This window comes from Halonatronum saccharophilum DSM 13868 (assembly GCF_000517025.1).
Classification (GTDB): Bacteria; Bacillota; Halanaerobiia; order Halobacteroidales; family Halobacteroidaceae; genus Halonatronum; species Halonatronum saccharophilum.
In genome coordinates this window covers 493,508-508,334 of sequence record NZ_KI912094.1, presented here as the reverse complement: position 1 = coordinate 508,334, position 14,827 = coordinate 493,508, and the positions used below count along the sequence as shown (strand labels likewise).

Annotated in this window: 14 protein-coding genes; all 14 read left to right on the top strand. The window is 34.9% G+C overall.

What is annotated here, in order from left to right; translation table 11 throughout:
• Positions 1-19 precede the first annotated feature (19 nt).
• The gene (locus tag HALSAC_RS0105955; protein WP_027339496.1) at positions 20-2,395 is read left to right on the top strand and encodes a hypothetical protein; all 2,376 of its coding nucleotides are present in this window, start codon (positions 20-22) and stop codon (positions 2,393-2,395) included.
• 158 nt (positions 2,396-2,553) lie between these two features.
• Entirely contained in the window at positions 2,554-3,285 is a 732-nt protein-coding gene (locus HALSAC_RS0105950) for an amino acid ABC transporter ATP-binding protein (RefSeq protein WP_027339495.1), read from the top strand.
• An 84-nt stretch (positions 3,286-3,369) separates the two neighbouring features.
• A complete protein-coding gene (gene lpxC / locus HALSAC_RS0105945; protein ID WP_027339494.1) occupies positions 3,370-4,197 on the top strand; it encodes a UDP-3-O-acyl-N-acetylglucosamine deacetylase in 828 nt (275 codons plus the stop codon).
• A gap of 12 nt (positions 4,198-4,209) precedes the next feature.
• Entirely contained in the window at positions 4,210-4,641 is a 432-nt protein-coding gene (fabZ, locus tag HALSAC_RS0105940; protein WP_027339493.1) for a 3-hydroxyacyl-ACP dehydratase FabZ, read from the top strand.
• 13 nt (positions 4,642-4,654) lie between these two features.
• Entirely contained in the window at positions 4,655-5,467 is an 813-nt protein-coding gene (gene lpxA / locus HALSAC_RS0105935; RefSeq protein WP_027339492.1) for an acyl-ACP--UDP-N-acetylglucosamine O-acyltransferase, read from the top strand.
• Positions 5,468-5,624: 157 nt separating this feature from the next.
• Entirely contained in the window at positions 5,625-6,443 is an 819-nt protein-coding gene (locus HALSAC_RS0105930; protein WP_027339491.1) for an LpxI family protein, read from the top strand.
• Positions 6,444-6,635: 192 nt separating this feature from the next.
• Complete coding sequence (gene lpxB, locus HALSAC_RS0105925; protein ID WP_027339490.1) at positions 6,636-7,787, top strand: lipid-A-disaccharide synthase; 1,152 nt, start codon at positions 6,636-6,638, stop codon at positions 7,785-7,787.
• Positions 7,774-9,507, top strand: coding sequence for an ABC transporter ATP-binding protein (locus HALSAC_RS0105920; protein WP_027339489.1), 1,734 nt, complete (start codon positions 7,774-7,776; stop codon positions 9,505-9,507). The genes lpxB and HALSAC_RS0105920 overlap by 14 nt, the downstream gene beginning before the upstream one ends.
• A 12-nt stretch (positions 9,508-9,519) precedes the next feature.
• The gene (locus HALSAC_RS0105915; RefSeq protein WP_051412101.1) at positions 9,520-10,173 is read left to right on the top strand and encodes a lysophospholipid acyltransferase family protein; all 654 of its coding nucleotides are present in this window, start codon (positions 9,520-9,522) and stop codon (positions 10,171-10,173) included.
• Positions 10,170-11,285: a tetraacyldisaccharide 4'-kinase gene (gene lpxK, locus HALSAC_RS0105910; RefSeq protein ID WP_027339487.1), complete on the top strand. Its 1,116-nt coding sequence runs from the start codon at positions 10,170-10,172 to the stop codon at positions 11,283-11,285. The genes HALSAC_RS0105915 and lpxK overlap by 4 nt, the downstream gene beginning before the upstream one ends.
• A gap of 2 nt (positions 11,286-11,287) precedes the next feature.
• Positions 11,288-12,010: a 3-deoxy-manno-octulosonate cytidylyltransferase gene (gene kdsB, locus HALSAC_RS0105905; RefSeq protein ID WP_027339486.1), complete on the top strand. Its 723-nt coding sequence runs from the start codon at positions 11,288-11,290 to the stop codon at positions 12,008-12,010.
• A 106-nt stretch (positions 12,011-12,116) separates the two neighbouring features.
• Entirely contained in the window at positions 12,117-12,941 is an 825-nt protein-coding gene (gene kdsA / locus HALSAC_RS0105900) for a 3-deoxy-8-phosphooctulonate synthase (protein WP_027339485.1), read from the top strand.
• A 139-nt stretch (positions 12,942-13,080) separates the two neighbouring features.
• Complete coding sequence (locus HALSAC_RS0105895; RefSeq protein WP_027339484.1) at positions 13,081-14,058, top strand: KpsF/GutQ family sugar-phosphate isomerase; 978 nt, start codon at positions 13,081-13,083, stop codon at positions 14,056-14,058.
• Positions 14,059-14,232: 174 nt separating this feature from the next.
• Complete coding sequence (locus HALSAC_RS0105890; RefSeq protein WP_035571322.1) at positions 14,233-14,727, top strand: KdsC family phosphatase; 495 nt, start codon at positions 14,233-14,235, stop codon at positions 14,725-14,727.
• Positions 14,728-14,827 lie beyond the last annotated feature (100 nt).

Genomic DNA, 14,827 nt, shown 5'->3' with positions numbered 1-14,827 from the left:
AAGGAATAGGAGTGATAATATGTTTCTTCTTAAAACAGACTTCAGAAGAGATATTACTGTATTATTGGTAGTCACAATTCTTATAATTTCTTTGCTAGCAGGGATAATCGGTTATTTGGCCGATTTTTATTTTGGAGATACAGTAAATGGTTTGATTGGTGATTATGGTGATTATGATTGGGCTTTGATTATAAATGAGGATGCCAAAGAAGAGGCACTACCACAGATAAAGGAGATTATTGATAGTAGGATACCAGGTTCTAAGTTAATTGAAGGGGTTGATATCTTAGGAAAGAGTAACTTTTTTATTAAAGTGGATGAGGAGTATAGGAGTAGCGAAGTTTTCTCAGAAATGGGAGGATATTTTGATAGTATAAGCGGTTTTAATAACCTTTCTTTGATGATTGAGCCTAGGGTCACTTTAAGAGGTTTAAGGAGTGGGGCTAGGGATATAGTAGAGGAGAAGGTAGATTCTTTAGAAGGGGTAGACTTTAGTTTTGGTGATCGTGATAGGATAGAGGTTATAGTTGAAGGTTCTGGTGACTTATCTAAGGTAGAAGAAAAGCTTGAGATCATATTAGATACCTATCAAGTCTTATCTTTGCGTTTGCCCATCACTGAAGATGAAGATGGGGTAATTGAGTTAAGTAATGATTTGATGGCAGTCTTAGAAAGAGAAGGTTTTGATGAAGTTGAAAATATAACCTCTATGGGAGAGGAAGATATGGATTCATTGATTAAGACGATGCAGGAGATGAACTCTTTTCTAAGTAGCTATTCTACAGAGATAGAGGTTGAATTTTATCCTGATTTTGAAATAAAGGAAGGGGAGAGGCTTGTTCTTCCTTCTAAGGGTGAAAAGCAGATAATTGTAAGGATTGAAGAGGTAGATGGTAACTTAGGAAGAGGAAGGATTGAGCAAGGAGATAGTTTAGAGGTATTAGGAGATAAGATTTATCGTTTAAATGGAGGAAGTTTGGATAAGGCAATTGGAGATGTTAAAGTTAATAACCCTCGCCAAGAGTTGGCCCGGGTTATTAATGATATAAATAGGGTATTACCATACTTGGAGGATATCTTTAAGGATGCAGATGGTATTATTGATCAGTTGGCCTATCTAACAAGTACCTTTGATGAATTAGAGGAAGCTCTTTTGGATTTAAAGGGTATAAACCAACGTATGAGCCTTTATAAAGATGATTTAAATGACATTGACTTAGATAGCTTAATTAAGTCAGTTAACAGACTTGATTTAATTTTAGTTAGGTTTATTGATATCTTAGAAAGAATGAATTTCCTTAAGGGTATAATAGAAGAAAGCACCTTTAAATTAGAAGAAACTGCTGCAGGAATTAGAGAACAGGCCCAGAGTATAGCAAATAATCCTTATCAAAATAGCCTTTATGAATTAGAAGGGGCTTTAGTCCAGTTGGCCCAGTCACTAGATGAAAACACCTCTCAAGTAGTAGCTTATATTAATCAATACAATCCTTTATTACAAGAGCTTTTAAGTTGGAAAAAGGAGGTTGATTTATTTAAAGATCTATTAAGTAAAGGGGAGGAATTTAGCGGTGAAGATCTTGAAGGTTATTTGAGTACTTTAGATAACCAAGAGCTTATTGAGGGCTTTGATATTATAAAGGGAGATGAACTTTATGATGATATGATGGATCTTCGGGGGAAGGTTATTCAGATGCATGAGGTTGATTTTGAGGCTATTATTGGTGAACTGGAATATATTCAGGAATCTTTACCAAAACTAAGAGATGAGGATATTACTCAGAGTATAGATTTAATAAATCGTCATATATCAGGTGAAGTTATTCCAGGCGGGGAGATATCCCTGCTTATGCACAAAAATGATATAGATATTGATAAATTAGAAGGCTTAGTTGAAAGGTTTCTTAATGGAGAGGGTACTCTTAATAGATCAGAGGTGGGAGTAATAGCACCTAATTTAAGGGGGCAAGTCTATCAGATTGTTGGAGAGGTTAAGACTCTTTTAACAGCTGTAGCTGCTATTATTTTAACTATATTTTCTCTCTTTTTTGATCAAAGTTTAATAATTAACTCAATCAAGCTAAAGGTAGGAGATAAGAAGTTATCCTATTATTATGGAGTGGGAGTAGGAGCAACTATTTTGGGTACTTCCTTTTATTTGACAGGCGCTCAGATCCCTTACTTTCCTGTTTATGGTAGCTTTCTATTAGGAGGTCTTATTGGATTAATAGTTACAAATAAAGCTGAAACACTAAACAAGGTTTCTAAGGAAGAGTTTATAGCAGGAGAATCCTTTGGTTTTAGTTATAGTCAGATTATGCGAGAGATAGTTATACCAGCTGGAAAGCCTGGGTTATTGAAGTTGATAAATAAGAGATATATTTATTTTGATTAGGTAATAAAACACAGCTTTATTACTAGAAGTCAGTAATCAGGAATTAGGAACCTGTGAGATCAAGAACTTAAAGGTCATATTAAAGAGCTTTAGAGTTTAGATTTTGACCTTACTGATTCCAGATTCCTGATATCAATTCAACTACAAAGGATGGAGCTATGTTAGAGGTAAATGATTTAAAGAAAAGCTATGGAGAAGTTGAAGTCTTAAAGGGAGTAAGTTTTAGGGTTGAAGAAGGAGAGACAGTTGTTATTATGGGGCCAAGTGGATGTGGAAAATCTACTACAATTCGTTGCATAAATCGCTTAACAGAAGCTGATAGTGGTGATATAATATTTAAGGGTATCCCGATTTTGGACCTTCAAGAGGATAGACTTTTAGAGATTAGAGGTGAGATTGGGTTTGTCTTTCAAAATTTTAACTTAATTGGTCGATTAACTACTTTAGAAAATGTAATGCTCCCTTTGATTCAAAGTTCTTTACCTAAAAAAGAGGTTGAAAAGAGAGCAATTGGGGCTTTAGAGAAAGTGAAGCTAGATGATAAGTTAAATAGTTATTCTAGTAATTTAAGTGGTGGGCAACAGCAAAGAGTTGGTATTGCTAGAGCCTTGGTAGTTCAGCCAAGTTTGATGCTCTTAGATGAGCCTACTGCCTCCTTAGATCCTATTTTAGTTAAAGAAGTATTAGAGGTGATTGAAGATTTAACAAAGGATAGTGACAAGTCGGTAATTATTGTTACTCATGAAATATCCTTTGCCTTAAAGGTTGCTGATAAGATCCTTTTAATGGATGATGGTATAATAGTTGAAGAAGGTTCTCCAGATAATATTTTTGAAGCTCCAAAATCTAATGTGGGGAGAAGATATAAAGAATTATTGGAGTATTATTAATAATTATCAAATAAATTTGTTGAAGTATGCAGGAAAAGAGCAACTTTTCTTGAAATAATAAAAGGTTTAAAGGGGGTACTAATATTGGAGAGAAGGCAAAAAACAATTAAAAGAGAATTTAGCTATACAGGGATTGGACTTCATACCGGAAGAGATGTTACAATTAAGTGTAAGCCCCTAGGTTCAGATAAGGGTATTATCTTTAAGAGAGTCGATTTAGAGGGGCAGATAAAGATAGAAGCTGAGATTGATAATGTGGTTTCTACACAGCGTTGTACTACAATTGGTAAAGATAAAGTTAATATCAATACAATTGAGCATTTAATGGCTGCTATTAACGTCCTAAATATAGATAACTTATTGATTGAAATAGATTCAAATGAACCTCCTATTACTGATGGAAGTGCAGGAGTTTTCTATACTTTATTAAATGATGCAGGAATTAAAGAAGAAGAAGCTACTAAAGAGGTTTATCAAATCAAAGAGCCAATCTATGTAAGTGAAGATGATCAATATTTAGTTCTTTTACCTCACGATGAATTTAAGGTTAGCTATACCTTTGTTAGTAATCATCCAACTTTAGAGGATCAATTTGCTGAATTTGAGATCTCTAAGGAGATTTTTATAAAGGAGATTGCACCAGCTAGAACCTTTGGTTTTGCTCATGAAGTAGAGGCATTGCAGAAGCAGGGATTGGCCCTAGGTGGTAGTTTAGATAATGCTATTTTGGTAGGAGATTATGGGCCAATTAATGATCTAAGGTTTGATAATGAGTTTGTTAGACATAAGATATTAGATATTATTGGTGATATGAAATTGGCCCCAGAGTTTAATGGGCATATTATTGGTGTTAGGTCTGGACATAGGTTAAATTCAATTTTGAGCAAGAAAATAAAAGAGAGATTATTTTAAGGGGGAGTTTTAATGTTAGATATTAGTCAAATAAAGAAGATATTACCACACAGATATCCGTTTTTATTAGTTGATAGGATTTTAGAAATTAAAGAAAACAAGAAGATTGTAGGCTTAAAGAATGTAACTACTAATGAAGAGTTCTTTAATGGACATTTTCCAGGTCATCCAATTATGCCAGGAGTATTGATACTTGAGGCTATGGCCCAGGTTGCAGGTGTTGGTTTATTACAATCTGTTGATAATCCTGAAGATAAGGTTCCTTACTTTGGAAGAATTGATAATGTTAGATTTAGAAAGCCAGTTGTACCTGGTGACCAATTGATCTTGGAGGTTGAGATTGTTAAGTTAAGAAGAAGTATTGGAAAAGTTGAAGCTAAGGCCTTGGTAGATGGAAAAGTTGTTACTGAAGCTACATTAACTTGTTCTATTCAAGATAAATGATAGGGGGATAATAATGAAGGAGAATAAGGAGAATAATATTCTGCATTTAAGCAAGGAAATTGATAAGAGAGCAGTAATTTACCCTGGGGCCAAAATAGCAAAAGGGGTTAAGATTGGCCCTTATGCAATCATTGGAGAGAACGTAGAGATTGGTGAGGGCACAGAGGTTGGCCCTCACACAGTAATTACTGGCTGGACTAAGGTAGGAAAAAATAATAAGATATTCAATAGTGCTTCTATTGGGCAAGAGCCTCAGGATCTAAAGTTTCATGGAGAGAAGAGCTTTTTGGAGATAGGAGATAATAATACTATCCGAGAGTTTACTACTATCCATCGAGGAACAGAAGATGGAGGGGGAATAACTAAAGTTGGAAGTAACAACTTAATTATGGCTTATTGCCATGTAGCCCATGACTGCCAATTAGGTAATAACATTATCATGTCTAATGCGGCTACATTAGCAGGTCATGTGATTGTAGAAGATTCAGCAGTGATTAGTGGATTAACAGGAGTGCATCAATTTGTTCGAATAGGTAAGATGGCTATGGTAGGTGGAGGTTCTAAGGTTGTTAAGGATGTACCACCTTATATATTGGTAGATGGTCATCCAGCAAGTGTTAAAGGGATCAATATAGTTGGCTTAAGAAGAAATGGTATTAGTCCAGAGTTGAGAAGAGAGATTAAAGAAGCATATAAGATACTTTATAGATCAAATCTTAATATATCTCAGGCTATAGAGAAAATGGATCAAGAAATGGATAGTAATCGCTCTATTGAACATTTCTTAAGATTTTTAAGAAATGCTCAAAGAGGTATTTGTAGGTAATTAGATTTTAATATAAACTTTAGTTAACGGTTAATAGTTTATTGTTGACAACTAAATTAACTATAAGTTAAACGTCTTATAGAGCAGTTTATAATAGGATAATTTCAGGTTGTTTGGGAAAAATATAGGCTATATAGTTTTAGGTTAGGAGGTAGTTATGGCTAAGATTGGTTTAATTGCAGGTGATGGGAATCTCCCTTTACTCTTTGCTCAAGGAGCCAAAAGTAAGGGAATTAATCTTGTTGGTATTACAGTAACCACTAAGGCAAAAAAGCAAGAGCTTCAAAGTTTGCTAGATGTCTGTCATCATATAGAGGTTGGTCAGCTTAGTAAGATTATCAATATCTTATTAGATGAAGGTGTTAACGAAGTTATTATGCTAGGAAAGGTAAGCAAGGAGCTTCTTTATCAAGGGGTAGAGTTGGATGATAGATTTAAGAGGTTAATTTATAGCTTAAAAGAGAAGAATGATGATGCTATTATGTTGGCTATAGTTAAAGAGTTAATGGATAGTGGGATAAAGGTAGTAGACCAGACCCAACTTATAGAAAGGTTATTACCTCAAGCAGGAACTTTGACAAATACTAAAGTAGAAGAAGATATACTAGATGATATGAGGTATGGGTTTAAGATGGCTAAAGAGATTGGTGGTTTAGATATTGGACAAACTGTAGTTGTTAAAGATGGTGCAGTTATGGCTGTAGAAGCTATAGAAGGAACTGATCAAGCTATTTTACGTGGTGGTCAGTTAGGGGCCAACGAGGTAGTGGTTGCTAAGGTTAGTAAGCCAAACCAAGATCTTCGTTTCGATATTCCTACTGTAGGATTAGATACTTTAGAGAATCTAATTAATGTAGAGGCTAGGGGATTAGTTATTGAGGCGGGTAAGACTTTTGTGGTAAATCAAGAAGAATTTATTAAGCGAGCAGATAAACACGGAATTGCTGTTGTAGCGATGAGTTCAATTGAGAATTGATAGTGGATAATTGATAGTTAAAATCAAGAGAAGTGTAGTTTAAGTGTAGTTGTAAATGTATTTTATTATATGTCTGTATATTACAGGTTGTAGTAGTGATTTATGCGATTATTTGTAATTATCAACGTTTTTTAAGCTCTTAACTATCAACTATCAATTTTTAACTATTTAACTTGTAAGCGGGGTGATTTTATGGGAAGGGTTATGGTGGTAGCTGGTGAAGCCTCAGGTGATATGCATGGTGCTAAGGTAATTAAGGAGATGAAGAAGCTAAACTCTGATCTGGATTTTTTCGGTATGGGTGGAAGAAGGATGAGAAAGGAGGGGGTTGACCTCCTTTATGATCCAACTAAGTTAAGTACTATTGGGTTTTTAGAAGCCTTAAAACATATAAGGTTGATGTATAAAATTTTAGATAAGCTCGATAAAGCTATGGAAGAGAGGAAGCCAGAGGTGATCTTGTTAGTTGATTACTCTGGCTTTAATATGAAGGTGGCAAAGTTGGCCCATAAAAGAAAAATTCCTGTGGTTGATTACTTTGCACCTTCTGCTTGGGTTTGGGGTAAATGGCGAGCTAAGAAGATGGCTAAGCGCGAAGCTAAGATTGCCTCTGTCTTTCCTATGGAGGAGAAGGTTTATAGGGAAGCGGGAGCAGAGGTTGAGTTTGTAGGTCATCCTCTATTGGATATGGTAGAGCTAAATCTAAGTCGTGAAGAATTTCTAAAAAAACACAATATAGATGAGAATGATTTAATAATTGGAATATTGCCAGGGAGTAGAGAGCAGGAGGTTAATTCTTTATTAAGACCTATGCTAGAAGGAGCTAAAAAAGTTTCTATGAGTTATCCTAATGTTCAATTCATACTTCCTTTGGCAGATACTATAGATAGAGATATAATTGAAAGCAAGGCTAAGGGTTATGATATTAACTTAAAGGTGATCTCAGGCTATTCCTATGAAGTTATGGAGTTAGCCAACCTTTTATTAATTGCATCAGGAACAGCAACTTTAGAGGCTAGTTGTTTTGGAACTCCTATGGTTATTGTCTACAAAACTTCAATTTTAAGTTATTTATTAGGAAAGTTATTGGTCAAGATACCTTATATTGGCTTGCCTAATATTATTGCAGATAAGGAGATAGTACCAGAGTTATTACAAAAGGATGCAAGGGGAGAGAAGTTGGCTAAAGAAGCCTTAGATATATTAAAGTCTAAGAAAAAGCAAGAAGAGATAAGACAAGAATTAAAAGAGGTAATAGTTAAGTTAGGGAAGGATGGAGCTACGAAGCGAGTAGCTAAACTGGTCTTAGAAACCGGAGGTATAAAAGTAGATGGAATTAGCTAAAAGAGTTTTACGGTATTTAAAACCTTATAAGGGTAGGTTTATTTTAGGACTAATTTGTATGATATTAAATGCAAGTTTTACTGTTTATTTTATAAATAGGTTTGAAAGCTTAATAGATACAATTATTAGAGGTCTTGACCAGGGTGAAGCTACATTAGGAGAGTTAAATTTAATTATTATTGGTATCTTCTTTATTTTCTTATTTAGAGCTATTTTTCAGTATGGAGAGAAATATTTAACAGCTTATGTCTCTCAGCGTTCTATTAAAGATTTAAGAGATGATTTGTATGAACATTTACAAAGCCTTTCTTTAAGTTTTTATGCACGAAATAAGACTGGAGAGATTATGTCTAGAGTAACAAATGATGTTAGCATTTTGCAAGGAGCTATTGTTTCAGGAGCTATTGGAATTTTCAGTCAGTTCTTTCAATTGGTAGGGGGAATTGGATACTTGCTTTATAATAACTGGAGGTTAACTTTAATTTCCTTCTTTTTGTTCCCATTAATTGGATATATCATAGATCATTATAATAAACGAATTAGAAAAGTAAGCAAGAGAGCTCAAGTAAAAGTCGCTAATGTATCTGATATTTTACAAGAAACAATTAGTGGGATTAGGGTTGTAAAATCTTTTGGTAGAGAGCAATATGAATATGAACGCTTTACTGATCAAAATTATGAAAACTTTCGGGCCAACATGAAGAACTCTCAATTGAAAGCAACATTAACACCAATCACTGAATTTTTAGCCTCTTTATCATTTATTATTGTCTTATGGTATGGAGGGCGAGAGGTTGTTGCTTCTAAGATGACTCCAGGAGAATTAATTGGTTTCTTTACCTTGTTATTGTATATTACAAACCCATTAAAGTCTGTAACTAAGTTATCAGGAACAATTCAACGAGCTTTAGCTGCAGCTGAGAGAATTTTTGAATTTATTGATATTCAACCCCAGATTCAAGATAGAAAAGGTGCTAGGGAGTTTAATGATATTCAAGGTATAGTTGAATTTAATCATGTAAACTTTAGTTATGGTGATGAGTTAGCCCTTGATAATATTAATCTAAAGGTAAATCCAGGTCAAGTAGTAGCCTTTGTAGGGGCAAGTGGTGCTGGAAAGTCTACGTTAGTAAACTTAGTTCCACGTTTTTATGATCCTAATAGTGGTAAGATTACTTTAGATGGAATCGATATAAGAGACATTAAAGTATCTTCTTTAAGAGATAAAATTGGTATTGTTCCTCAAGAGACGATACTCTTTGGTGGAACAATTAAGGATAATATACTTTATGGTAATCTAGATGCTAGTGATGATGAGGTAATTGCTGCTGCTAAGGCGGCTAATGCTCATGACTTTATTATGGAATTTAATAAAGGATATGAAACACTTATAGGTGAGCGTGGAGCAGGATTATCAGGAGGGCAAAAACAAAGGATTGCTATTGCTAGGGCTATCTTGAAAAACCCAAGAATTTTAATCTTAGATGAGGCTACCTCAGCTTTAGATACAGAGTCAGAAGCTTTAGTACAAGAAGCCTTAGATCGTTTAATGGAGAATAGGACAACCCTTGTTATAGCTCATCGTTTATCTACAATACTAGATGCTAATAAGATTGTAGTTATGGAAGAAGGCAAGATTATTGAAAGTGGAACTCATAAAGAATTATTAGATTTAGAAGGTGTTTATAGTAGTTTATATAGTATTCAGTTTGATAAATAAGTGGGTGAAAAAATGGATAAATTAAAGACTAAGTTGATTATTAATTCTGCTTATTATTTATCTAAATTAATAAATTCTACCTTAAGGTTGAGGGTCTTTGGTAAAAAAGAGGTAAGAAAGATTGAAGATAAAGGTAAGCCGATAATATTTGCTGTCTGGCATGGCCAATTACTACTACCTACCTACTACTTTAGAGAAAGGGGTTACGTAGGTTTGGCAAGTAGAAGCCGTGATGGTGAATATATAAGTGGAGTATTAAAGAGGTTAGGTTGGGAGGTTGTTAGGGGTTCAACTTCAAAAGGTGGAGCTCGATCTTTGCTTAAACTAATTAAGAAGATAAGAGAAGGAAAATCTTTAGGAATTACTCCAGATGGTCCAAGAGGGCCAATTCATAAGGTAAAGCCTGGTGTTATCTATTTGGCCCAAAAGAGTGATGCTTTAATCGTTCCTGTAGGTGTTGCTTTTTCTAAGAAGAAGGTCTTTAGCAGCTGGGATAGGTTCTCTTTAGCCTATCCTTTTTCTAAAGCTACTTTAGTTTATGGTGAAGGTATGGAAGTGCCTAAAGATATAGACAGTTCAAAGGTAGAAGATTATAGTAGGTTACTTGAAGGTAAAATCAATGAAGCAGTAGAGTCTGCAGAAAGAGCATTGGGTGAGAGAAGATGAAATTAGAGAATTATCTAATAGAGGTTATAGAAGGTAAGCGTTCAGGCCTATTAGCTAAATTAATAATTGTTATCTTGGCCCTAGGTGCTTACTTATATAGAGCAATTATCGTTTTAAGGACTAAGCTATATGATATTGGTTTGAAAAAGAGTAAAAAGTTACAGGCAAAGGTAATAAGTGTTGGCAACATTACTGTAGGTGGGACAGGTAAGACACCGGTTGTAGAGCTATTATCTAGAAGATTGATTAAAGATGGGTATAAAGTTTTAATATTAAATCGCGGTTATAAAGGGGGATTTTCAGGTCAAGTTGGTTTAGTATCTAATGAGAAGCAGATCTTTATGTCAGCTAAAGAGGCTGGAGATGAACCTTATATGATGGCTAAGTCTTTACCTGGTATTCCTATAATTGTTGGCCCAAATCGCCTTCAAACGGGTCAATATGCAATTGATAATTTTGATCCAGATTTTATTATCCTAGATGATGGATTTCAACATTTACAGGTTAAAAGGGATTATGACATAGTAGTTATAGATGCTACTAACCCTTTTGACAATGAGTATCTATTACCAAGGGGGAAGTTAAGAGAGCCGCTGGTTAATTTAAAGAGGGCACATCTCTTCTTATTAACTAAGGTTGATCAAGTCAATGAGAATAAGTTAAAAGAGATAAGTAAAAGGTTAGTTGGATTTAATCCGGCAGCCCCTATTATAAAGACTAAGCATCGACCTGATTATCTACGCTTTTTAGGTGAAACTAAACGAAAAGATATAGATTTAAAAGAAGAGAGTGTATTTGCTTTCTCAGGAATTGGAAATCCGAAGTCTTTTGAAAAGACGTTAGAGAGTTTAGGGGCTACAGTTGTAGGGAAGCTCAGGTTTGAAGATCACCATAGCTATACAAAGGAAGAAGTTATTGAGATCTTTACTCTAGCTTCTCACAGTGGTGCAGAGAGGATCATTACTACTGAGAAAGATGCTGTAAGTATAGATAAAGAACTTGTAGATGAGATTATTCAAGAGAAGATTCCTTTAGAAGTTTTAGGAATTAGAGTTGAATTATTAGATGATAATTATAAATTTGAAGAGTTAATTTCTAGATTGGAGGTGTAAGGATGGAGGTAGTAGCAATTATACCAGCTCGCTATGATTCAACACGTTTACCAGGTAAGCCGCTTAAGGTTATTGGTGATAAGACGATGATTGAACATGTATATCAAAGGGCTGCTGAAGCTAATAAGGTTGATAGAGTTATTGTAGCAACTGATGATAAGAGGATTTATGATACTGTCCAAAGCTTTGGTGGAGAGGTTAAGATGACTTCAAAGGATCATAAGACAGGAACTGATCGTTTAGCAGAGGTCGCTCAAGACTTATCAGTCGATATAATTATAAATGTACAGGGAGATGAACCCTTAATTGATCCCAATACTATAGATAGGGCAGTTACTCCTCTTTTAGAGGATAGTAAAATTAAAATGGGAACTCTAAAGTATAAGATAAACGATAAAGAAGAGCTTAATAACCCTAATATAGTCAAGGTTGTTACTGATAAGGAAGGTTTTGCTCTTTATTTTTCCCGTTCCCTTATACCCTATCCTAGAGAAGATAAAGAGATAAATTATTATAAGCATATAGGACTTTATGTTTATAGAAGAGAATTTCTATTGGATTATTCTAAGCTTAAAAGAACTTCCTTAGAGCAAACAGAGTCTTTAGAACAGTTGAGGGTTTTAGAGAATGGGTATAAGATTAAGGTTGTAGAGACAGACCATCAATCTATTGGAGTAGATACAAAAGAGGATCTGGAGAAGGTTAGAAAATTAGTTGAGAGTTGAAAGTTGAGAATTGAGAGTTAGACAGATAATAAAGAACAAAGAATAGAGAATTTGGTTTTATTTATTCAATATTCTTTATTATTTATTTTAAAAAAGGGGTGATAAAATGGTTAGAGAGGTTGTATTAGATGATAAGGTTAAGTTCGGTGGGGATAATCCTTTCGTTTTGATTGCAGGTCCTTGTGCTATTGAGAGTGAGGAGAGGGTTTTAAAGATTGCTACAAAGGTTAAAGAGATGACAGAGAGATTGGATATTCCTTATGTTTTTAAGTCTTCTTATGATAAAGCTAATAGATCTTCAATTGATTCATACAGAGGTCCAGGTATAGAAGAGGGGTTAAGGATATTAAAGAAAGTTAAAGAGGAATTAGACCTTCCTGTAATATCAGACATCCATACAGCTGAGCAGGCAAAGAGGGCTGCAGAGGTTTTGGATATTATTCAAATTCCAGCTTTCTTATCCCGTCAGACTGATCTGGTTACTGCTGTAGGTGAGACTGGTAAAATAGTGAACGTTAAGAAGGGTCAATTCTTGGCACCTTGGGATATTGACCAGGTTGTTGCTAAGGTTGAAAGTACAGGAAATGATAAGATACTTCTAACAGAGCGGGGGGTATCTTTTGGATATAATAATTTAGTAGTAGATATGAGATCATTACCAAGAATGAGAAAAACAGGTTGCCCAGTGGTCTTTGATGCAACTCACAGTGTTCAGCTTCCAGGTGGAGCAGGTGATTCTTCTGATGGTGATAGAGAGTATGTACCTTATCTAACTAGAGCAGCTGTAGGAACAGGAATTGATGCTATCTTTATGGAGGTTCATGATAATCCAGAAGAGGCTTTATGTGATGGGCCAAATATGGTCAACTTAGAGCAGTTAGAGCAAATATTAAAAGAAGCACAAGCTATTGATAAGATCGTTAAGGGGTAGCTATTAGTTTTTATGTTTTAGTTACTGGCTTAAGATATTTGATTAATTAAATTTTAGTTATTGTAAGAAGAGATGTTGATTTTTCTAGGAGAGCTATAAGCTACTAGCTAGTAACTAACGTAGAAAGAGGGGGATGTAGATGAAGGTAAAAGAAGATCTTATTAAAACACAAGCTTTGGAGGTGTTGGAGGTTGAATCTAATGCCGTTAGGGAGTTAAAGAGGTCTATTGATGATGAATTTTGTAAGGTGGTTGAAGAGGTATTATCCTGTTCTGGGCGTGTTATTATGACAGGTATGGGTAAGTCTGGTGTAATTGCTAAGAAGTTAACTGCTACTTTATCTAGCACTGGAACACCTTCTTTTTATCTACACCCTGCTGAAGCTATACATGGAGACTTAGGGATGGTGACAAATAAGGATATAGTAGTTGCTTTATCAAATAGTGGTGAAAGTAAAGAAGTCGTGGATATATTACCGGCGATTAAGAGGATTGGAGCAAAGGTTGTTGCTATGACCGGAGGGTTAGAATCGACTTTGGCTAAAAATGCTGATTATGTACTAGATACAGGGGTAAAGATGGAGGCTTGTCCCTTGAATTTGGCCCCTACTGCAAGTACTACAGCAACTTTGGCTTTAGGTGATGCTTTAGCTATCTCGTTGTTAAAGGCTAGAGATTTTAAAGAGGAAGATTTTGCTCTTTATCATCCTGGAGGTAGTTTAGGTAAGAGACTTTTGCTTAAGGTAGGAGATGTATTAAATATTAGAGAGAAGAATCCAGTGGTAGGTGAAGATTCTTCATTACAGGAGACCTTATTTAAGATGACCTCTGCAGGGATGGGGGCTGCTAATATTGTTGATAAAGGTGGATTCTTGGTAGGAATTATTACTGATGGTGATATCAGAAGAGAGTTAGAGAAGTCAGCAGATCTTTTAAATAGAAGGGCCAACGAGATTATGACCAAGGAGCCAACGACAATTATCGAGAATAAATTAGCAGCTGAAGCTTTAAAAATAATGGAAGATAAGGAGATAAATGATCTTCCGGTTATAGATGACGAGGGTAAACCTTTAGGTCTGCTTAACTTCCAGGACTTATTGAAGGCGGGAGTGTTGTAAGGGATAAGGGCAGCGAAAAAAGTATCGAGTTAAAAAAAGAAATAGTAACTCTGCCCACGAAGAGTTTTTTGCTCTTCAAAAACTCGTAGAGGGGTAGCAAATTCTAAATTTTCACTTTGCTTTTATTTATTCGATATTCTTTGTTAACTATTAATTGAAGTTGGAGGTGCTAAGATGATTTCAGTAGAAGAGAGAGCCCAGAGGGTTAAGCTTTTTATTACAGATGTAGATGGGGTTTTGACTGATGGTAGGATTATCTTGGGTAATGATGGTGAAGAACTTAAGTTCTTTCATGTTCATGATGGGAAGGGGATTAAGTTGGCCCAAGAGGCTGGAATTGAGGTAGCTATTATTACAGGAAGAGAATCTAAGATTGTTGAAAGAAGGGCCAAAGAGTTAGGGATTAAAGAGGTATACCAAGGGATTAAAGATAAGCTTGGGATCTTTTCTAATTTATTAGAAAAATATAATTTAACTTCTAAAGAGGTTGCTTATATCGGTGATGATGTAAATGATTTAGAGGTTTTAAAAGAAGTAGGCTTAGCTTTGACGGTGGCTAATGGTGTAGATAAAGTCAAAAAGGTAGCCCATTATACAACCAAAAAAGAAGGTGGCTTTGGTGCAGTTCGCGAAGCTTTAGAACTTATTATAAATTCAATTGATAATTGAAAAAAGTTATTTTAGTAGAAGCGTATAAATTAACATTATCGTGTCACCAGTAATAAAGCGTAGCTTTATTACTATCATTCTTAAAAGAGGGGGGTGTAAA

What these genes read in the sequence shown, in the direction of transcription:
- fabZ (WP_027339493.1), top strand. Translation starts at nt 4,210, where the DNA reads ATGTTAGATATTAGTCAAATAAAGAAGATATTACCACACAGATATCCG.
- kdsB (WP_027339486.1), top strand. Translation starts at nt 11,288, where the DNA reads ATGGAGGTAGTAGCAATTATACCAGCTCGCTATGATTCAACACGTTTA.
- HALSAC_RS0105890 (WP_035571322.1), top strand. Translation starts at nt 14,233, where the DNA reads ATGATTTCAGTAGAAGAGAGAGCCCAGAGGGTTAAGCTTTTTATTACA.
- kdsA (WP_027339485.1), top strand. Translation starts at nt 12,117, where the DNA reads ATGGTTAGAGAGGTTGTATTAGATGATAAGGTTAAGTTCGGTGGGGAT.
- HALSAC_RS0105915 (WP_051412101.1), top strand. Translation starts at nt 9,520, where the DNA reads ATGGATAAATTAAAGACTAAGTTGATTATTAATTCTGCTTATTATTTA.
- HALSAC_RS0105930 (WP_027339491.1), top strand. Translation starts at nt 5,625, where the DNA reads ATGGCTAAGATTGGTTTAATTGCAGGTGATGGGAATCTCCCTTTACTC.
- lpxA (WP_027339492.1), top strand. Translation starts at nt 4,655, where the DNA reads ATGAAGGAGAATAAGGAGAATAATATTCTGCATTTAAGCAAGGAAATT.
- HALSAC_RS0105895 (WP_027339484.1), top strand. Translation starts at nt 13,081, where the DNA reads ATGAAGGTAAAAGAAGATCTTATTAAAACACAAGCTTTGGAGGTGTTG.
- HALSAC_RS0105955 (WP_027339496.1), top strand. Translation starts at nt 20, where the DNA reads ATGTTTCTTCTTAAAACAGACTTCAGAAGAGATATTACTGTATTATTG.
- lpxB (WP_027339490.1), top strand. Translation starts at nt 6,636, where the DNA reads ATGGGAAGGGTTATGGTGGTAGCTGGTGAAGCCTCAGGTGATATGCAT.
- HALSAC_RS0105920 (WP_027339489.1), top strand. Translation starts at nt 7,774, where the DNA reads ATGGAATTAGCTAAAAGAGTTTTACGGTATTTAAAACCTTATAAGGGT.
- lpxK (WP_027339487.1), top strand. Translation starts at nt 10,170, where the DNA reads ATGAAATTAGAGAATTATCTAATAGAGGTTATAGAAGGTAAGCGTTCA.
- HALSAC_RS0105950 (WP_027339495.1), top strand. Translation starts at nt 2,554, where the DNA reads ATGTTAGAGGTAAATGATTTAAAGAAAAGCTATGGAGAAGTTGAAGTC.